The following is a 17,280-nucleotide window of genomic DNA, read 5'->3' as shown; positions in this document are numbered from 1 at the left end:
CATTCAGTTCAACCAGAAGGACAGTGGAGTTTAAAAATACGTGAGTGGTGTTGTGCTTCATGCAATAGCTATCACGATCGGGATGTAAATGCTGCGATAAATTTATCAAGATGGGTAAAATAAATGCTTGATAATAGGAGGTAACGATACTGCCTCGTGTGGAGTGTTATACCCCTCGTCCCTTCGGGGTTGCGAGAACACGATGAAGCACTAACTTGTGTAAATTTGATTGAATTGTATAGATTTAGTTAAGTTTATCGTATCGGCATAAGCGCCACGTTATGTTTGCTCAAATTTCGGCAGTTATTGCTTTTACACCGGCGATAGGACCGTTAATTGGTGGCTTTCTTGATCAAATGTTTGGATTTAAAATGGTGTTTTTTAGTTTAGTAGTTATGAGTATCGGGATTTTTCTGTATACGTTTGTTTCTCTTCCGGAAACAAAAACGGACTCAGTAACGAATAAAATAAATGTGTTTTCTGTTTTAAAACGGTTGATTACAAATCCAAAAGTAGTAACATATGGGCTATTAATTGGAGGAGCGAATGGTGTTTTATTTAGCTATTATGCAGAAGCGCCGTTTATCTTTATTGAATACTTTCAGTTATCGCCTAGTATGTATGGGTTTTTAGGAATTGTTGTTGCTTCCGCTTCTATTATTGGAGCGAAAGTTTCAAAACGATTGCTTGCCACATATAAACCAGAGAAGATTATATATATTGGTAGTCTTGTAATGACAGGGGGAGCTATTCTTTTATCTGTTATTACGTTTGTTGGATCAAATCCAAACATAATATATATGATTGGATTTTTAGTAGCGATGTTTATATTGCTATTAGGAATTGGAGTAGCGTTACCTAACTGTTTAAGTTTAGCTTTAGTAGATTTTCAAGATGTCATTGGTACAGCCGGGGCTTTGTTTAGCTTAGGGTACTATGTAATTGTAACGATAACAATTTGGGGAATAAGTCAGCTGCATACGGGATCGTTACTCGTGATGCCACTTTATTTTCTAGCTATAGTAGTTATCATGATGGTGTTTACTAAAGTGTTTATTTTAGGTAAACAAACTTCAAAAATGATTTAAATATGAAATGGTAAAAGAGTCTCATTTTTTAATGAGACTCTTTTATATTTTATCCTGCTGTTTTGAGGCAGTAATATTCTTGCTCCAAATATGGGCGGGACTAAAGAAGTTAGTAATTTATTAGTATATTAAATTTCTGATTGGCATATGAATCGGACGTGTGGGGAATTACGTTATCAACTATAAAGATTGAAGTACATTCGGTCTGAAACCGAGGAAGAAATACTCTCCTCGGTTATTTATACTGTAATAATATTCATGCCGGAATCATATTGAATAGATGTATTTTATTGTTAATTTAGTTAAAAATTAATCAGACTTATGTATAATAATCTATCGAAAAAATAATTGAACTTTTCAGATAAATGAATTAATATAAGGTAAGTAATTTTAAGATTTATAGAATGTTGGAAGATGAAAGGTTTTGAGAATTTTTTAAGGGGCAAAAAACGATTTTAGGATAGCTTTAAAGTTAGTCTAAAATGATGTTTGCTTCATCATTTTCAGGGCCGAAAGGAATTAGGGGAAAGCATCTTGTTTTAAAATGCGGCTATGAATCATCTAAGAGGGGGAAGTGAAGTGGCAAACAAAGAATTGAAAAGAGGTTTAGAAGCACGTCATATTCAAATGATTGCTTTAGGCGGAACAATTGGTGTTGGTTTGTTTATGGGGTCAGCCAGCACGATTAAATGGACAGGTCCGTCGGTTATGCTTGCTTATGCAATTGCAGGTATTTTTATCTTCTTCATCATGCGTGCCATGGGAGAAATGTTGTATATGGAGCCAAGTACAGGGTCATTTGCAACGTTCGGTCATAAGTATATTCACCCGTTAGCTGGTTATATGACAGCGTGGAGTAACTGGTTCCAGTGGGTTATCGTTGGGATGTCAGAGATTATCGCGGTTGGGGCGTATATGCAATATTGGTTCCCAGATTTACCAGCTTGGATACCAGGTGTAATTGCAATGGTTATTCTTGGTGCAGCTAACTTAATTTCTGTTAAGTCATTTGGTGAATTTGAATTTTGGTTTGCGATGATTAAAATCGTTACGATTTTATTAATGATTATTGCGGGATTTGGACTTATTTTCTTTGGAATTGGTAACGGCGGAGAAGCGATTGGTATATCAAATCTTTGGTCAAATGGTGGTTTCTTTACAGGTGGTTTTTCGGGATTCTTCTTTGCATTATCACTTGTAGTTGGAGCGTATCAAGGAGTGGAATTAATCGGTATTACTGCTGGTGAAGCGAAGGATCCGAAGAAGACACTTACAAGAGCGATTCAAAGTACAATTTGGCGTATTTTAATTTTCTACATCGGTGCTATTTTCGTTATTGTAACTGTGTATCCGTGGGATCAATTAAGTACAATTGGTAGCCCGTTCGTGGCAACTTTTGCGAAGGTTGGTATTACGGCAGCAGCTGGACTTATTAACTTCGTTGTTATTACAGCAGCAATGTCTGGTTGTAATAGTGGTATTTATAGTGCTGGTCGTATGCTATATACGTTAGGTGTAAATGGACAAGCACCGAAATATTTTACGAAACTTTCTGGAAATGGTGTGCCTTTATTCGGAACAGTTGGCGTAATTATCGGTTTAGCGGTCGGTGTTGTATTAAGTTATATCGCACCGAAAAATTTATTCGTATATGTATATAGTGCGAGTGTACTTCCTGGTATGGTACCATGGTTTGTCATTTTAATTAGTCAAATTAATTTTAGAAAAGAAAAAGGAGCAGAGATGAAAGATCATCCGTTCAAAATGCCATTTGCTCCTGTTACAAACTATTTGACGATTGCCTTTTTAATTATGGTATTAATCGGAATGTGGTTTAACGATGATACGCGTATTTCACTAGTTGTAGGTATTGTTTTCTTAGCTATCGTAACAAGTAGTTTCTATGCTTTCGGAATAGGGAAACGACCTCCGTTAGATGTTCCAAATGATCAAGAGATTTCAAATAAATAAAGATAGTAAAAAAGTCCGATTTCTCATTTGGAAATCGGACTTTTTGTTATTAAAACTTTTCTAAAACGATTTTTCCAATTGTATTGCCGCTTTCAAGCAGTGCATGTGCTTTCTTTACATTTTCAGCGTTAATTGGTGTGAATGTTTCATTTAAAGTAGTCTTTAAAATGCCTTCATCTAGTAGTTCGCTTACTTTATTTAATAGTTCGTGCTGCGTGATCATGTCTCCAGTTTCATACATCGCTTTTGTAAACATAAACTCCCAAACGAATGTAGCACTTTTACTTTTTAAAATGCCCATCTCAAGAGGGTGTTCATTTTCTACGATAGAGCATATTTTTCCTTGTGGTTTAATGAGGTCGCATATTGCTTGCCAATGCTGATCTGTATTGTTTAAGCAGAAAATATAATCTACATCTTTTAGCCCAAACTCTACTATTTGTTCTTGTAAAGGTTGGTGATGGTTAATGATATAATCAGCACCAAATTTCTCAACCCAGTGTATCGTTTCATTGCGGGATGCAGTTGTGATAACATTTAGTCCGGCCCATTTCGCAAGTTGAATGGCAATTGAACCTACACCACCAGCACCGCCTATAATTAAAATGTTTTTAAAGGAGTTCGTATCTTTCTTATTATAATCAATACCTAAACGTTCGAATAAACCTTCCCAAGCTGTAATAGCTGTTAACGGAAGTGCTGCAGATTCAGCATCACTTAACGTTTTTGGTTTTTTACCAACGATTCTTTCATCAACGAGGTGGTATTCACTATATGTACCTTGTCTCGTAATGCTTCCAGCGTAAAACACTTCATCGCCTTCTTTAAATAACGTACAACTTTCGCCAGTTTGCACGACAACACCACTAGCATCCCAGCCAAGTATTTTCGCTACATCTTCTTTTTTATCTTTCGGAGAGCGGACTTTTGTATCAACTGGGTTAACGGAAATAGCGTTAATTTTAACGAGTATATCTCTTCCTGTGGCAACAGGTTTTTCAACTTCTAGATCAATTAAACTGTTTTCTTCTTCAATAGGTAAGTATTCATGTAAACCAATTGCTTTCATTTGTATTCCCTCCATTAAAGTAAGAGTCATTTACTCTTTTATTATAGTAGGTGGAGTGTCATTATGTAAAAAAGTTAAGTCCTTTCTATTTTGTAAAAGGCCTGTTTCAGCATCATGTAGTACCGTGTAACTGGAGAGGATCCGCCATCGTTTTGATTTTATAGGCGTCGGATGAAAGTTATACTTATTTTTCCAGTGTACCTTGCAATGAACAATACCAAGTGTTATATTATACTTGTGGTTACTTATTATAAAACAGTACTGGATAATAAATAGTAGTGAACATCAATTAGAATAGGGTGAATGAATATTGAATGTACAATTTAAAAAAGGAGTTTTAGAACTTTGTGTTCTTGTCTTACTTGATAAGCAAGACCGTTATGGGTATGAATTAGTTCGAAGTATTTCCAATCGAATTGAAATATCAGAAGGGTCTGTTTATCCTCTACTGCGTAGATTAACTAAAGAAGAATATTTTACAACGTATTTACAGGAGTCTTCAGAAGGTCCTTCAAGGAAGTATTATACGCTGACGGATAAAGGTAGAACGTATTTGTACCAACTTTTAAGGGAATGGAATGAGTTCTCACAAGGTGTCAATCAATTAATAAAAGAAGGTGTAAGTAATGACGAAAAATGAATTTTTACAACAATTAAATGCATCTCTAAAAAGGTTATCTGAAAAAGAGCGTGCAGATATTTTAAAAGATTATGAAGAACATTTTACTTTCGGATTAGAGGAAGGGAAAAGTGAAGAAGAAATTGTAGCTTCATTAGGTTTTCCAGCTCAAATCGCCAAAGAGTTATTAGCAGATTATCATATTGAGAAAGTAACAACAAGTGCAACAACAGGAAATGTTTTTCGTGCAATTTGGGCAGTAATTGGATTAGGTTTTTTCAATTTGTTAATCGTACTTGCACCTGCAATTACATTAGCGGCATTGATTTTTTCAGGTTGGGTTCTAGGTATCTCATTTTTAGGTGCACCATTACTTGTTTTAGTTGATACGATTATACATCCAAATACATTCTTGTTATTTAATCTTTTCGTTTCTTTAGCACTTTGTGGACTTGGATATTTCATTGTTATTGCTATGTTATTTTTAACGAAGCTAGCAACGAAAGGATTTGTTCGTTATTTAAAGTTCAATATAGCACTAGTAAAAGGTGGTTTGAAGCATGATAAATAAGAAGAGTTTCTCAATCATTGCAGGTATTATTTTCATTATTGGTATTATCGGAAGTTTATTCACTTATCGTTCAATTGATGCGGTACCAATTTCAGAAGAAAAGGTCATTAATAATAATGTGTCAAGCGTCATTATCGATACGAATAATGTTCGTGTTAACATCAACCCTACAACAGGTAGTAACGTGAAAGTAAAATTAGATGGTGAGGTTAATCCAAACGTAAAAAGAACATTAGCTACGGATGAGAAAGATTCAACGCTTCTTATTTCTTATAAAGAAAAACAACAGAGTTGGTTCAACTTTAATATTTCTGAAGTGTGGGCGCCATTAACATTAAATGTGTATCTACCTGAAAAACAATATGAATCATTAAAAGTTTCCAATAATAATGGCTATGTTTCTGCTAAAAAACTAAACGCAACAAATTTTAATATCAATACAAGCAATGGACGTGTTGAATTAAGAGAAATCAATTCGCCAAAAATTATCGCGGAAACAAACAATGGAATTATGGATTTCAAAGATGTATTGGCACAAAATATTCATGTGAAATCGAACAACGGACGAATAATGCTAGACCATGTTGAAGGTGAAATAGAGGGGCAAACTAAAAATGGAAGTCTTACTCTGAAAACGAATGAACTGGATCGAAATCTCAATTTTACGACTCACAATGGAAAAATTAATATTGAAACTGAAAAAGAACCAACTAATGTTCAATTTAATGTTGCTGTTGATAATGGTAGAGCGAATATCCTTGATAAATATAATGGAAATACTGTTATTGGAAAAGGAGAAAATGTAATTAAATTAAATACACATAACGGAAATATTACAGTGGAAAAACAATAGCATATTACCTTTTATCATCTCAGCTCGCCACACATAAAGAGCAATAATAAAGTGCAACTGGGGGCATCCCCCACTGATTATCAGCCCTCACCAATCAGGCTGCCCGTTAATGCGGGATAAATAAAAAAACGACTCCTTTTCTCAACATGTAGGTAGTCGTTTTTTTATGTAACATTCGGTTAAGTGTGCATCCTTTGTATATTTCAAAATACAAACAGTTGTTTTATTACGCTTGGTTTTTAGGAAAATAATGAATAGTAATTAACAATGTAAGGAGAATTTGTGAATGAATCAAAAATAATAGCTGAAACAGTGAAGGAAGGGAAGGAGTTTATTTCTAGCAGGGGGAATTTTTTACTGTGAACTTTATCCAAAACTAAATGTAAAGGTGGATACATAATGACAGTAAAGAAACTTTATTTCATCCCAGCAGGTCGTTGTATGTTGGATCATTCGTCTGTTAACAGTGCGTTAACACCGGGAAAACTATTAAACTTGCCGGTTTGGTGTTATCTTTTGGAGACGGAAGAAGGTCCTATTTTAGTAGACACAGGTATGCCAGAAAGTGCAGTTAATAATGAAGGGCTTTTTAACGGTACATTTGCAGAAGGACAGATTTTACCGAAAATGACTGAAGAAGATAGAATTGTAACTATTTTAAAACGTGCAGGGTATGAGCCAGATGATCTCCTATATATTATTAGTTCGCACTTGCATTTTGATCATGCAGGAGGAAATGGTGCTTTTTTGAATACGCCAATCATTATACAACGTGCTGAATATGAGGCGGCACAGTATAGAGAGGAATATTTGAAAGAGTGTATACTGCCAAATTTAAACTACAAAATTATTGAAGGTGATTATGAAGTGGTACCTGGTGTTCGGTTATTGTATACACCAGGACATTCTCCAGGACATCAGTCATTATTAATTGAGACGGAAAAAAACGGTCCTGTATTATTAACGATTGATGCATCTTATACGAAAGAGAATTTTGAAGATGAAGTGCCGTTTGCGGGATTTGATTCGGAATTAGCTTTATCTTCAATTAAACGTTTAAAAGAAGTTGTGACAAAAGAAAAACCAATTATTTTCTTTGGACATGATATAGAACAGGAAAAGGATTGTAAAGTGTTTCCTGAATATGTATAGTGCAAAAAGTCATGAGCTCACGTGCTCATGACTTTTTCGTTTAAATAATTTTTTTAAATAAGTTATAAACTTTTTTGGAACTATCTTCATTTAATTGATAGTACGTTAGGTTTACATCATCAGGAGTATCTTGCTGAGCAATCATCACTTCGTTATTGTGATGATCAACTACCCATATGAAATATTTTTTATAAGTTCCATCTTCGAAAGTAATCCACATATCACAATCTATTAAATCTGATCCTTCTTCATCTAATGTTAATTTTCCTTTTTTTGCGGTATCCATACTATTAATAAACGTTTTTAATTCATCTGTTTTTGTGAGGAAGAGATCCTTTTTTGTTTTAATGGATTCGACATGTATATCTTTTATTTCCTGTTTTCCTAAAAAGACAGGGGGCTCATTTGGATCCCTTTGAGTGGAAATAATAGTAGCTTTTTTCTTGGGCTTATTTGCTGTATAGAGATCTTGAATAGATTTTCCAGAGTTTATAAACCATACGATTCCACAAATAATCAATGTGCTACAAAGCAGTAAAATAATTTTCTTAATAGAATATTCTCCTCTCTATTACTTCGTATGAAGAGCTTTTCTATTAATATATGATAGGTAAGCGTAAAGTATTATAGTTGAACGTGGCTATTCTTAACAGTTTTAAGAGGGCGATCAACGAGTAAATTGTAAGTAAGCCCAATTAATACGAAAACACCGCCGATAATCTTTCCAGTTGAGAGTTCATTTGTCAGGAAGAAATCAATGATAGTCCCTGCAAATAACTGTCCGATAAAGATGAGTAACGTTAAATAAAATGCTGATATTTTAGGAGTGATATAGTTCGATAATGAAATAACGATAACCCCTACTAATCCGCCTAAATATACAGCGATAGGTATGGATTGTAACGTATGCATTGGAATATACATTGAATCTGAACTGAAAATTAAAAATAACATAGAGAAAAATAAGCCAGTAATATAATTAAAAAACGTGCCTTCCCAATTCCCAATTTTCTTTGCTAAATTCGCGTTAATAATTCTAGCAACAACGATAGAAACACCAGCTAAAATAGCGATCGTAATATATAACATTTTCTTGCCCCCATTAATAAATTGTCATGATTATAATTCCAGAAGAGATGAAACATAATCCAATTAGTTTTTTCTTTTCAAATTTAGCAACTTTCATTCCTAATAAACCGAAATGATCAATAACGATGGAAGCAATGGATTGACCGAGTAAACTTAATGCGATCGTAATAGAGGCACCAAGGACGGAGAAACTTATATTATTAAAAAGAACAGTGAATACCCCAATCGCTCCAGCACTATATAGAAAAAGTGGAATCCCTTTATTGAAATGAATTTTATGTTTGTTTATGATTAAAACGAAAATAACTGCAATCAAACCGACAAGGTGAATGACAACGCTTGCTGTATACTTGCCAATTAACTCAGATAAAATCCCATTCAATGGAAGCATAACGGCGATAAGCACGCCAATAAAGACAGAAAGAAAGTTATACAATGTAATATCCCCTTTATATTTCATATTTGTAATGACTGTATCATGCTGAAATTGTGAATTACTATGACATATGTCATAGTGGAAGGAGAAAATTTTGATTACAATGGGGAGTAGTTGTAAAGGCGGGGGAACTATGAAGAAAATATGTAATTCTATTAAATTAGCAGAGTATATGAAACAAAATAATATTGACTCATTTTTTAGTAATGATATGAAACCATATATGGAACTTATATTTTTTAAGAAGAATGAGTTTATTTGTAGAGAAAATGAAGAGATAGATTATTTATTTTTCTTCGTTGAAGGAAAAGCGAAAGCGTTTAATACATTAAGTAACGGGAAATCTGTATTATTATGCTTTTATGATAGCTTGCAGCTGTTAGGAGATGTGGAGTTAATTCATTCTCAAAAGACAACTTCAAACGTACAAGTGATGGCAGATTCATATTGTGTTGGTTTGCCTTTAGGGAAAGTGAGAAATCAACTATTTCATGATGCGAAATTTTTACGATGTATTTGCGGATCGTTAGCGCATAAGTTAAATCGGCTTTCAAAAAATAGTACAATTAATTTACTATATCCTCTTGAAAATAGACTTGCGAGTTACATGTTAGCAGCAGGAGAACGGGCAGTACAGCACGGAAATAGAATCGTATTTAGTGGGAATTTAACGGAAACAGCGGAATTGTTAGGGACGAGTTATCGACACTTATTACGTACATTAAATATTTTTTGTGATAAAGAGATAATAAGTAAAAATAATGGATGCTTTGAAGTGGTAAATGTGGAAGTTTTGAGAGAATTGGCGGCAGATGTTTATAAATAATATAGTAAAGTAGGGGTTTAGATGAAAATAGCTATAATTTCAGACATTCATGGGAACAGTCACGCATTAAAAGGGGTATTAGAAGATATTGAACGTCGCAAGGTCGAAATGATAATAAATTTAGGGGATAGCGTGTATGGGCCGTTAGATCCTTTAGGGACAATTGAAATATTGATGAAGAACGAGATGATACATATTAAGGGTAACTGTGATCGCATGCTTTGGGAACCTATACAAGGGCAGTCTGCTACACTAACTTTTGTCCAAAATCAATTAACAGAAAATCATATAGATTGGTTACAACAACATCCTTCACAATATATTGTAGACGATATTTTATTTTGTCATGGTACGCCAACTTCAGATGAGGTGTATTTACTAGAAGAGATGGACGAGAATGGTGCAGTATTAAAGAGTGAAAAAAATATAATGGATCAACTCCAAAATGTTGAGCAAAAAATAATAGTATGCGGTCATACGCACATCCCTAGAGTTGTGTATTTAGCAAACGGAAAAATCGTTATAAATCCAGGGAGTGTAGGACTTCCAGCATACAAAGATGAGTTACCTGTTATGCATAAAATGGAATCAGGAACTCCGCATGCAAAATATGTAGTGATAGAAAAAGTTTCGGGAGAATGGATAATTGAACAAATTTCAGTTTCTTATAATTGGGAAGAAGCAGCTGGATTGGCTGTTCAACAGGAAAGGTATGATTGGGCACAGGCACTAAAGACCGGGAAAGTAGAATGAAGGGGCGTTTACTTTATGGTAAACTGCTCTTTTCTATTTTGAGCAGATATTGAATCTCATAATGGATAAATAGAAATACAGAAAAAAGCGGTAAGTGTATCAGAAAACAAAATTATGGATACATATAGTGTAGAAAGCTTTATGTGGTCAACCGATTTTGTTTCCAATTATAAATGGATTGAAGTAAAAAAGGCAGTGAATGAGAATGGGTTTCCTAATCAGGGAAAGAGAATCAGTTCAGTAAGAGGATTACCGTGGTAATCTCAAAGGGGTTCTGTGTAGGAAAGGATGCGACGTATTTGCTTTCTGAAATCAAAAAATAGATCAGTAGCAGCGACTACTGATCATCCATATGTACATGAATTAGGAGAGGTCAAACATTTATTAACTTTATTATAATAGATTTTCACGAGAATAAAAACTGAAAATTCTAATTTTATGTTGAGAAAGTTTTTTGTATCGAAATATATAAAAGAACAGGGATTTTTATTAAAAGAAAAAATCATATTTATATTTTAGTAGATTATGGTATATTTTACATGAGATGCATTTCCGTAAATGTAATTATTCAAATGGTAATTACATTTATATGAGGGAAGGAGAAGTTATTATGAAATTTGATGATCAACGCCTACTAGGAGTCCGATTAGGTTCTGTACTTGTGACAGAGGAAAATCAATATTTAGTAATTAAGAAAAAAGATCATTATGCACTATTGAACATACATACTCTAGAATGCACACACGTTGAAGTGCAGTTAGAACATATTGAAGAAATGTTGCAGGAAGATTTCCAAGAAAGTATAACGGAGATTATTGCACCAGAACATATAAAAATTGTTGCGAAAAATGTTATATAAAAAAAACAAGCTGGGTGTACCAGCTTGTTTTTTAATTTACTTGCAGATTTCTACTCTGAAAGACTTGTTTTGCGACAAAAATAGCATTTAAGGCACGTGGAAATCCCGTATAAGGAACACAGTGAATAATAGATTCAACAATTTCATTAGTTGATAAGCCTACATTTAAAGCGGCGTTAATATGAACAGTAAGTTGTGGTTCACATCCACCTTGTGATGTTAAAGAAGAAATTGTTACAAGTTGTCTTTGTTTTAAATCTAATGTACCTCTGGAATAAATATCACCAAATGCAAACTCTACTATATATTTTCCGAGATCAGGAGCGATATCTTGTAAGGATTCAATAACCTGTGTCCCAGCGTTTCCATCGATATTTTTTAATGTGTCCCAACCATTTTCGTATCTTTCATTGTTCATAGTTTCATCTCCTGTTTTAAGATTTAATGTTTATAAATGAAGTGTATACCTTTGAGTGCGCTCTAAAGCAATGGGGTTGTAAAAAATTTGTTGGAATTTTTTATAAGTGTATAATTGAGATATGGATAAAATGTATACTATTCAACAAATAGCAGAATTAACAAATTTAAGTACGCATACATTACGCTATTATGAGAAAATAGGCTTACTTAAAAATATTAAGCGTAATGAATCAGGGTATCGTGTATATTGTGAGGTAGATTTAGCGTGGATTGAATTTCTTATTAGATTAAGAGAAACGGGGATGTCCATACAGGAAATGATAGAGTTTTCAAATCTTCGTGTTATGGGAGATATTACTGCTACAGAAAGGCGGATATTGCTAGAAAATCATAAAGAAAATGTTTTAGATCATATGGAGCAATTGCAAAAACATTTAAGGAAAATTGAGGAGAAAATAATTTATTATACAAATTTAGAAAAGGAATAGTGGGCTCCCTATTCCTTTTTAAGGATAATATACATTTTAATGGAACTACTTATATTAAATCTAACCCTTCGATAACCTTACCAATAATCCCTTCCATTTGATGAACACCTAAGTCAGCGTTCGTCATTATAATAGCGCCATTCCCTCGGTATGGGTAGCTTACCATCATACATTGAAATCCAACGCCCCACCCAAGTGAATACATTTGTAAGTCTTCGTTAGAATCATCTAGAAAAACACCTAGTCCAGTCCATTTTGAGCAACCTTGAAGAGAAAGCATATCTTGTATTAATTTTTGAGAAAGTTTTAGTTTACCCTTTCCTTGTAAGGAATGAATGATTTCAATTAATAAAGTTGATAAGTCAGTTGGTGTTGTCCAAATACCTGAAGCAGCTGCGAATGGATAGAATGGATACTTCTCATTTGTAACGGTGCCATCTTTATTATGCCCGCAAGCAAAAGCATCGGTTTTATCTATGTCTTCAGGAGAGAAGATGGTACTATTCTTCATTTGCAGTGGTTGAAATATATATTCTTCTAGTAAAAGGTTAAATGATTTTCCAGTTATATCTTCAAGTAGTAGTTCGATAATACAAAAGTTTGCATCAGAGTAGTGAAATTCACTTTCCGGTTTATAAGTTATTTCTATCGGTACGGAGCAATATGGTGTTTTACCGGCAAGGAGTTTAGACATGCTTGGTTGCCCTTGAGCTAGTGTATAATGTTTAAAGCTATTAGGAGGATCAATGATTCCAGATTGGTGACTTAATAAATTTCGCAACGTGACTTTTTTCTGTGAGGTAAATAGATTGGTAGGAATATTCCAAGATGTGAGTCTATCATTTACGTCTTCATCTAAATGCACAATTTCTTGTTCTAATAACGTTAGTACGAGCATTGTAGTGATGAATTTACTAATTGAGCAAGAATTGAATATAGAATTCGTAGTGACAGTTTTATTTGTTCCAGTTTCAAGTGTTCCGAATACAGTTGTTTCATCTAGTTTACCATCACGTATAACGGCAAGGCTTAAACCTGCAACGGAATATTGTTTCATTTTCTCGTATATATTGTTACTTTTTAAGTTCATAGTGACTCCTTTCTTAAAAAGACAGAATGTTAGTTCTATTATACAGTAGTAAATGGGGAGAAAAAGAAAAAACTTCATCTTTTATCGATGAAGTTTTTTCGTTAATTCGAAGTGAATGTTTTAAAAAATTTGTCTCGGTACATGTACATAAGCCATGAGGTTGTTAGTAAGGAAATAATGATTTGTTTGTTTTGAATTGGCGCTTTGAAAACAAGCCAGCCAACGATATCAAATAATACATGTAGTGCAATTGAAAGAACTACAAATTGTAGTAGCGTATTTAAAAATCTTTTCATAAAGTGTCCCCCTGAAATAAAAGGTTTATCAACAATGTTGTATAATACTATTATACATTAAATGTTTATAATGGTAAAATTTACATAAGTTAGTGAAATAAAACAAATGAAAGCTAATGAGGAGGGATAGTCATGGAGTTTTGGATGATCATACCGATAGCGATCTTTGGGTTTATTTATATCGTTGAAAAATTAAATAAAATTGAAAAGAAAACGGATGCGCGTTTAAAGAGGATGGAAGATAGATTACAGCTAATTACGAAAGAAATGGGAATTGTAGATAGAGAACCTGAAATTAATAAAGAGTTACGCCAGCTTATGGAGGAAGGAAAAACAGTTACAGCAGTTAAGAGAGTAAGAGAAGTTTTTGGGTTTTCTTTACTAGAAGCGAAGCAATATGTTGATAAATTATAAAAAAGATCATCCGTTTGGATGGTCTTTTTTATTGGACCATGCGTGTATTTACATAAGCAGCGATTATAACGTGGCCAATTATAATGATGGGAAATACGATTTTTACATTAGGGGTAAGGAAGACGCTACTAATTGTGGCGATAACACCAGCAGTTAAATTATAAAGACCAACTATTTTTGATAACTTCACTTTATCAAGCACGCGGCGTTCATTGAATCCTGATAAGAGCCAAGTGTATTGTTTTACTCCGATGAAATAAGCTAGTGCAAATGAAATGATTGCTAGTATGAATAATGATGGGGAAGCGAAGAGAGTCATTGAGAACACCTCCGTTAAAGGGCTATAAATCAATTATAGTATGAATGTTATAATTTAACAAAATATAAGTGTAATAGAAAATGGAGTATGTATCATGAAGGGGGATTAAGTATGAATATTGTGGAATTCCAGAGATATGTATCAAATTTCAGTGAAGAAAAAGGATTTCAAGATACAACAATTGAAGAGCGTACAATGTATGCAATGGCGGAATTAGGGGAATTAGCGGAAGTTATATTAAAGCGCGATAAAATACAAGATGCAAAAAGAGAAATCGGTTTAGAAATGTTTGATGTAATTTGGAATGTATGTGATTTAGCAAACAAGTTAGAAATTGATTTAGAGAAGGCGTTTGAGGAAAAAATGATGATAAATAAAAAACGTGAATGGTAAAAGGGAAGTTAAAAAGCGCACAAAATTTTGTGCGCTTTTTATTAATGGTATGAAAAATATGTAAGAAAAGATGAAACAAACACTGAAGATGAATTGTCTATTATAGGTAGTAACTATTTCGTTTGAAAGAAAGGGTGGAGAAAATGAAAAAGAATACATTATTAAAATTAGGGGTATGTGTTAGTTTACTAGGAACAACTCAATTTGTTAGTACAATTTCTTCTGTGAAAGCGGAACAAAAGCTAGAGCAAAAAGTAATAAAAAATGAGGCAGGAACTATTTCGATTTCTCAGTTAAACAAAAATGTATGGGTTCATACGGAGTTAGGTTATTTTAACGGAGAAGCAGTTCCTTCGAACGGTTTAGTTCTTACTACTTCAAAGGGGTTAGTACTTGTTGATTCTTCTTGGGATGACAAATTAACGAAGGAACTAATAGAAATGGTAGAAAAGAAATTTCAGAAGCGCGTAACAGATGTCATTATTACACATGCACACGCTGATCGAATTGGTGGAATGAAAACATTGAAAGAAAGAGGCATTAAAGCGCATAGTACAGTACTAACTGCGGAACTAGCAAAGAAAAGTGGATATGAAGAACCGCTTGGAGACTTACAAACCATTACGAATTTAAAGTTTGGAAATATGAAAGTAGAAACATTTTATCCAGGGAAAGGACATACAGAAGATAATATCGTCGTGTGGTTACCGCAATATAACATTTTAGCTGGAGGCTGTTTAGTTAAATCTGCGTCCTCGAAAGATTTAGGAAACGTTGCAGATGCCTATGTAAATGAATGGCCTATATCGATTGAGAATGTGCTGAAGCGATATGGAAACATCAATTCAGTAGTGCCTGGTCATGGGGGAGTAGGGGATAGAGATTTACTTCTACATACATTGGATTTGTTGAAATAAAAAAAGCGAGGAGAAACAATTTTCTCCTCGCTTTCTTCTAACTATATTTAAATGCGAAGTCCGCATACGTTACTGAGATTTTAATTCCAAGTATACAAATACCAGTACCGTCATAATTGCGATAACAACGTAAGTAGCATCAAGCATTATAAGTGTTTTTAAAGTTTCAGTCATCCTCATTCACCCCTGGTATAAAAATATAACATAATCTCTTATTAATTAAATCAGAGATTATAAAGATAACAATGTACATGAAATTTATAAAGTAGATTCTATATAAATATATCATATAAATAATGTAAACAATGTTAAGATAATGTAAATGTATTGTAAAGAAAGGGGCGGTTCATCATGTCTGTAAATCTATTCATTTATAAATGCTATGTATCTCTCGTGTGCCGGATAGAACACAGTTATAACATGTGAAAAATAAATTCATTTTGACAAATCAATCACGATGGTAGCCGTTACTACATTTTCCTCTATTACTTCTACTTGTACTTGTTCATCGTTTCTCCAATTGATATTGAAGTTGTCTGTCGTATACATTTCCTTAAGAGTGACCTCTTTATATTTTTCTAAAATGCTACCTCTTTTCCCATAATAGATTCTTACAGTTGAACTAGGACTTGGTCCTTTTGATTTTATTGTTTCTCTAAGCTCGATAATATTTATTAAATTTGGAGATTCACTTTTTTGAAAGGTAAAGGAACTGACCACTTTTTGTACCTTCTTAAAAACAGGACCATTGGATTTATTTGATACATTAAATTCCACAACTTCAGGTACGGATTCTTTTCCTCGTAGTGTTATCGTTGCTTCATAATCGTTTTTCCAATCTACGAAAACGTTTGAGGAATCGAGACGTTCTCCCTCATTTGCAATACTTATGTCAAAATGTTCCCATAAGCCGTATTTAATTCTGACGGGATAGGAACCATGAGAAGAGTCTGAATCTATTTTCACTACTTTAATCGTATTTTTATTATTTGGAGAATGACTTTTCTTAAGTGTAATGTCCTGTAAATACAAAATGTAAGACAAACAGCCTACTACTAAAATAATTGGAATTACAATACGTAAGGCAGTAATTGGACGACCTCGTGTCCTTTTTTTCTTAGTGCTTTTACTATTTTGTTCAAGGTCTTTTTCAATACTCCTTGGAGCTATTACTTTTGGCGGGCGATTAAGCCACCAAATGAAAGCTATAAGTAGTAAGAAAAGAGGTATTCCTTGAATAAAGAAAAATCCTTTCCAAAAATCAAGTGCAGTACTATATGGAGAATCCGTTGCCATCCCCCCTATAAAAAGTGCCATTGGGCTTACAAGTATATTTATCCCTAAAGCGATCAATACGAATGAAAGATTTTTATTTCTAATTTTTCGTGACCCAGCCATAAGAAACAGAAATACTGCAATACCGAGTATAAGAAACAGTGTTCTGTAGTAAACCATCATATTATCCCTCCATAACTTTAATTGTACCATCAGTAAGGAAAATTTTGTGAAATGTTAGGTGGATATGATATTTGTATTCCTTAAAAGTGCACTGATATATGATGCAAATAAATCATGTGCAAGTATGAATATCAGGATACAGTAAGAATATTATGTCGACAATGTGAACTGTCACAAATTCTTATATATTATTGTGATT

The 17,280-nt window shown here is 33.6% G+C and carries 22 protein-coding genes and 2 pseudogenes; 15 read left to right on the top strand and 9 right to left on the bottom strand.

Annotated features, from left to right (window positions below; all coding sequences use genetic code 11):
- The 3 genes and pseudogenes from ACTFRN_RS23165 to ACTFRN_RS23155 form a co-directional block, all read left to right on the top strand.
- Positions 1-123, top strand: a 123-nt coding sequence (locus ACTFRN_RS23165) for a zinc ribbon domain-containing protein (protein ID WP_438907717.1), incomplete at its 5' end; no start/stop codon positions are given.
- Positions 124-266: 143 nt separating this feature from the next.
- A pseudogene (locus ACTFRN_RS23160) lies at positions 267-1,088 on the top strand (MFS transporter); the annotation flags it as partial.
- A 579-nt stretch (positions 1,089-1,667) separates the two neighbouring features.
- Positions 1,668-3,059 carry an amino acid permease gene (locus tag ACTFRN_RS23155; RefSeq protein ID WP_140383365.1) on the top strand — a complete coding sequence of 464 codons (1,392 nt, stop codon included), beginning with the start codon at positions 1,668-1,670 and terminating at the stop codon, positions 3,057-3,059.
- Between the two features lie 49 nt (positions 3,060-3,108).
- On the opposite strand, the gene ACTFRN_RS23150 is transcribed toward ACTFRN_RS23155, so the two are convergent.
- Positions 3,109-4,128, bottom strand: a complete 1,020-nt coding sequence (locus tag ACTFRN_RS23150; RefSeq protein ID WP_000643761.1) for a zinc-binding alcohol dehydrogenase family protein — start codon at positions 4,126-4,128, stop codon at positions 3,109-3,111.
- A gap of 310 nt (positions 4,129-4,438) precedes the next feature.
- Here ACTFRN_RS23150 and ACTFRN_RS23145 point away from each other — a divergent pair, with 310 nt between their 5' ends.
- From ACTFRN_RS23145 to aiiA, 4 genes are all read left to right on the top strand, one after another.
- The gene (locus ACTFRN_RS23145) at positions 4,439-4,768 is read left to right on the top strand and encodes a PadR family transcriptional regulator (protein WP_001102641.1); all 330 of its coding nucleotides are present in this window, start codon (positions 4,439-4,441) and stop codon (positions 4,766-4,768) included.
- Positions 4,755-5,318, top strand: coding sequence for an HAAS signaling domain-containing protein (locus tag ACTFRN_RS23140; RefSeq protein WP_000164534.1), 564 nt, complete (start codon positions 4,755-4,757; stop codon positions 5,316-5,318). Before ACTFRN_RS23145 ends, ACTFRN_RS23140 begins: the two co-directional genes overlap by 14 nt.
- Entirely contained in the window at positions 5,308-6,171 is an 864-nt protein-coding gene (locus tag ACTFRN_RS23135; protein WP_000608747.1) for a DUF4097 family beta strand repeat-containing protein, read from the top strand. Before ACTFRN_RS23140 ends, ACTFRN_RS23135 begins: the two co-directional genes overlap by 11 nt.
- A 399-nt stretch (positions 6,172-6,570) precedes the next feature.
- Complete coding sequence (gene aiiA / locus ACTFRN_RS23130) at positions 6,571-7,323, top strand: quorum-quenching N-acyl homoserine lactonase AiiA (RefSeq protein ID WP_000216576.1); 753 nt, start codon at positions 6,571-6,573, stop codon at positions 7,321-7,323.
- Between the two features lie 40 nt (positions 7,324-7,363).
- Here aiiA and ACTFRN_RS23125 read toward each other — a convergent pair whose 3' ends face one another.
- The 3 genes from ACTFRN_RS23125 to ACTFRN_RS23115 form a co-directional block, all read right to left on the bottom strand.
- Positions 7,364-7,858, bottom strand: coding sequence for a hypothetical protein (locus tag ACTFRN_RS23125; protein WP_049111103.1), 495 nt, complete (start codon positions 7,856-7,858; stop codon positions 7,364-7,366).
- 89 nt (positions 7,859-7,947) lie between these two features.
- Positions 7,948-8,412: a DMT family transporter gene (locus ACTFRN_RS23120; RefSeq protein ID WP_000965818.1), complete on the bottom strand. Its 465-nt coding sequence runs from the start codon at positions 8,410-8,412 to the stop codon at positions 7,948-7,950.
- A 13-nt stretch (positions 8,413-8,425) separates the two neighbouring features.
- Positions 8,426-8,872 (bottom strand): DMT family transporter, encoded by a 447-nt coding sequence (locus tag ACTFRN_RS23115; RefSeq protein ID WP_140383364.1) that lies wholly within the window; start codon positions 8,870-8,872, stop codon positions 8,426-8,428.
- Positions 8,873-8,981: 109 nt separating this feature from the next.
- On the opposite strand from ACTFRN_RS23115, the gene yeiL reads away from it, so the two are divergent.
- The 4 genes and pseudogenes from yeiL to ACTFRN_RS23095 all read left to right on the top strand — a co-directional run bounded on the left by yeiL (position 8,982) and on the right by ACTFRN_RS23095 (position 11,286).
- Positions 8,982-9,674: a transcriptional regulator YeiL gene (gene yeiL / locus ACTFRN_RS23110; RefSeq protein WP_088106643.1), complete on the top strand. Its 693-nt coding sequence runs from the start codon at positions 8,982-8,984 to the stop codon at positions 9,672-9,674.
- A gap of 21 nt (positions 9,675-9,695) precedes the next feature.
- Positions 9,696-10,427, top strand: coding sequence for a metallophosphoesterase family protein (locus tag ACTFRN_RS23105; protein WP_088106639.1), 732 nt, complete (start codon positions 9,696-9,698; stop codon positions 10,425-10,427).
- 69 nt (positions 10,428-10,496) lie between these two features.
- Positions 10,497-10,750: pseudogene (locus ACTFRN_RS23100) on the top strand (oxidoreductase); the annotation flags it as partial.
- A 287-nt stretch (positions 10,751-11,037) separates the two neighbouring features.
- Positions 11,038-11,286 carry a hypothetical protein gene (locus ACTFRN_RS23095; protein ID WP_000666952.1) on the top strand — a complete coding sequence of 83 codons (249 nt, stop codon included), beginning with the start codon at positions 11,038-11,040 and terminating at the stop codon, positions 11,284-11,286.
- A gap of 31 nt (positions 11,287-11,317) precedes the next feature.
- Here ACTFRN_RS23095 and ACTFRN_RS23090 read toward each other — a convergent pair whose 3' ends face one another.
- A complete protein-coding gene (locus ACTFRN_RS23090; protein ID WP_001058541.1) occupies positions 11,318-11,704 on the bottom strand; it encodes a carboxymuconolactone decarboxylase family protein in 387 nt (128 codons plus the stop codon).
- A gap of 121 nt (positions 11,705-11,825) precedes the next feature.
- Here ACTFRN_RS23090 and ACTFRN_RS23085 point away from each other — a divergent pair, with 121 nt between their 5' ends.
- Positions 11,826-12,194, top strand: coding sequence for a MerR family transcriptional regulator (locus tag ACTFRN_RS23085; RefSeq protein WP_088106638.1), 369 nt, complete (start codon positions 11,826-11,828; stop codon positions 12,192-12,194).
- A 49-nt stretch (positions 12,195-12,243) separates the two neighbouring features.
- Here the strand turns inward: ACTFRN_RS23085 and ACTFRN_RS23080 are convergent, their stop codons facing one another.
- Both ACTFRN_RS23080 and ACTFRN_RS23075 read right to left on the bottom strand, forming a co-directional pair.
- Positions 12,244-13,284 (bottom strand): serine hydrolase domain-containing protein, encoded by a 1,041-nt coding sequence (locus ACTFRN_RS23080; RefSeq protein WP_049113607.1) that lies wholly within the window; start codon positions 13,282-13,284, stop codon positions 12,244-12,246.
- 101 nt (positions 13,285-13,385) lie between these two features.
- Positions 13,386-13,580, bottom strand: coding sequence for a hypothetical protein (locus tag ACTFRN_RS23075; protein WP_049113605.1), 195 nt, complete (start codon positions 13,578-13,580; stop codon positions 13,386-13,388).
- Between the two features lie 132 nt (positions 13,581-13,712).
- Between ACTFRN_RS23075 and ACTFRN_RS23070 the strand changes: the two genes are divergently transcribed.
- Positions 13,713-13,994, top strand: coding sequence for a hypothetical protein (locus tag ACTFRN_RS23070; protein ID WP_000397702.1), 282 nt, complete (start codon positions 13,713-13,715; stop codon positions 13,992-13,994).
- 28 nt (positions 13,995-14,022) lie between these two features.
- On the opposite strand, the gene ACTFRN_RS23065 is transcribed toward ACTFRN_RS23070, so the two are convergent.
- On the bottom strand, positions 14,023-14,313 hold the full coding sequence (locus ACTFRN_RS23065; protein WP_049113603.1) for a DUF3784 domain-containing protein: 291 nt from the start codon (positions 14,311-14,313) through the stop codon (positions 14,023-14,025).
- Between the two features lie 111 nt (positions 14,314-14,424).
- On the opposite strand from ACTFRN_RS23065, the gene ACTFRN_RS23060 reads away from it, so the two are divergent.
- Both ACTFRN_RS23060 and bla2 read left to right on the top strand, forming a co-directional pair.
- A complete protein-coding gene (locus tag ACTFRN_RS23060; protein WP_001028123.1) occupies positions 14,425-14,706 on the top strand; it encodes a MazG nucleotide pyrophosphohydrolase domain-containing protein in 282 nt (93 codons plus the stop codon).
- 143 nt (positions 14,707-14,849) lie between these two features.
- Positions 14,850-15,623: a BcII family subclass B1 metallo-beta-lactamase gene (bla2, locus tag ACTFRN_RS23055; RefSeq protein ID WP_000742462.1), complete on the top strand. Its 774-nt coding sequence runs from the start codon at positions 14,850-14,852 to the stop codon at positions 15,621-15,623.
- 435 nt (positions 15,624-16,058) lie between these two features.
- Here bla2 and ACTFRN_RS23050 read toward each other — a convergent pair whose 3' ends face one another.
- Entirely contained in the window at positions 16,059-17,111 is a 1,053-nt protein-coding gene (locus ACTFRN_RS23050; protein ID WP_140383363.1) for an MFS transporter, read from the bottom strand.
- Positions 17,112-17,280: the final 169 nt, after the last annotated feature.

It is taken from the genome of Bacillus cereus group sp. MYBK245-2, assembly GCF_051916145.1.
In the GTDB taxonomy this organism is placed as follows: Bacteria; Bacillota; Bacilli; order Bacillales; family Bacillaceae_G; genus Bacillus_A; species Bacillus_A pacificus.
The sequence above is the reverse complement of the archived record's forward strand: the minus strand, read 5'-3'. Positions and strand labels throughout refer to the sequence as shown.

Coding starts and splice junctions, on each gene's coding strand:
- ACTFRN_RS23115 (WP_140383364.1), bottom strand. CDS start 8,872: ATGAAATATAAAGGGGATATTACATTGTATAACTTTCTTTCTGTCTTT.
- bla2 (WP_000742462.1), top strand. CDS start 14,850: ATGAAAAAGAATACATTATTAAAATTAGGGGTATGTGTTAGTTTACTA.
- ACTFRN_RS23085 (WP_088106638.1), top strand. CDS start 11,826: ATGGATAAAATGTATACTATTCAACAAATAGCAGAATTAACAAATTTA.
- ACTFRN_RS23090 (WP_001058541.1), bottom strand. CDS start 11,704: ATGAACAATGAAAGATACGAAAATGGTTGGGACACATTAAAAAATATC.
- yeiL (WP_088106643.1), top strand. CDS start 8,982: ATGAAGAAAATATGTAATTCTATTAAATTAGCAGAGTATATGAAACAA.
- ACTFRN_RS23060 (WP_001028123.1), top strand. CDS start 14,425: ATGAATATTGTGGAATTCCAGAGATATGTATCAAATTTCAGTGAAGAA.
- ACTFRN_RS23135 (WP_000608747.1), top strand. CDS start 5,308: ATGATAAATAAGAAGAGTTTCTCAATCATTGCAGGTATTATTTTCATT.
- ACTFRN_RS23065 (WP_049113603.1), bottom strand. CDS start 14,313: ATGACTCTCTTCGCTTCCCCATCATTATTCATACTAGCAATCATTTCA.
- ACTFRN_RS23075 (WP_049113605.1), bottom strand. CDS start 13,580: ATGAAAAGATTTTTAAATACGCTACTACAATTTGTAGTTCTTTCAATT.
- ACTFRN_RS23080 (WP_049113607.1), bottom strand. CDS start 13,284: ATGAACTTAAAAAGTAACAATATATACGAGAAAATGAAACAATATTCC.
- ACTFRN_RS23070 (WP_000397702.1), top strand. CDS start 13,713: ATGGAGTTTTGGATGATCATACCGATAGCGATCTTTGGGTTTATTTAT.
- ACTFRN_RS23120 (WP_000965818.1), bottom strand. CDS start 8,412: ATGTTATATATTACGATCGCTATTTTAGCTGGTGTTTCTATCGTTGTT.
- ACTFRN_RS23050 (WP_140383363.1), bottom strand. CDS start 17,111: ATGGTACAATTAAAGTTATGGAGGGATAATATGATGGTTTACTACAGA.
- aiiA (WP_000216576.1), top strand. CDS start 6,571: ATGACAGTAAAGAAACTTTATTTCATCCCAGCAGGTCGTTGTATGTTG.
- ACTFRN_RS23150 (WP_000643761.1), bottom strand. CDS start 4,128: ATGAAAGCAATTGGTTTACATGAATACTTACCTATTGAAGAAGAAAAC.
- ACTFRN_RS23105 (WP_088106639.1), top strand. CDS start 9,696: ATGAAAATAGCTATAATTTCAGACATTCATGGGAACAGTCACGCATTA.
- ACTFRN_RS23140 (WP_000164534.1), top strand. CDS start 4,755: ATGACGAAAAATGAATTTTTACAACAATTAAATGCATCTCTAAAAAGG.
- ACTFRN_RS23095 (WP_000666952.1), top strand. CDS start 11,038: ATGAAATTTGATGATCAACGCCTACTAGGAGTCCGATTAGGTTCTGTA.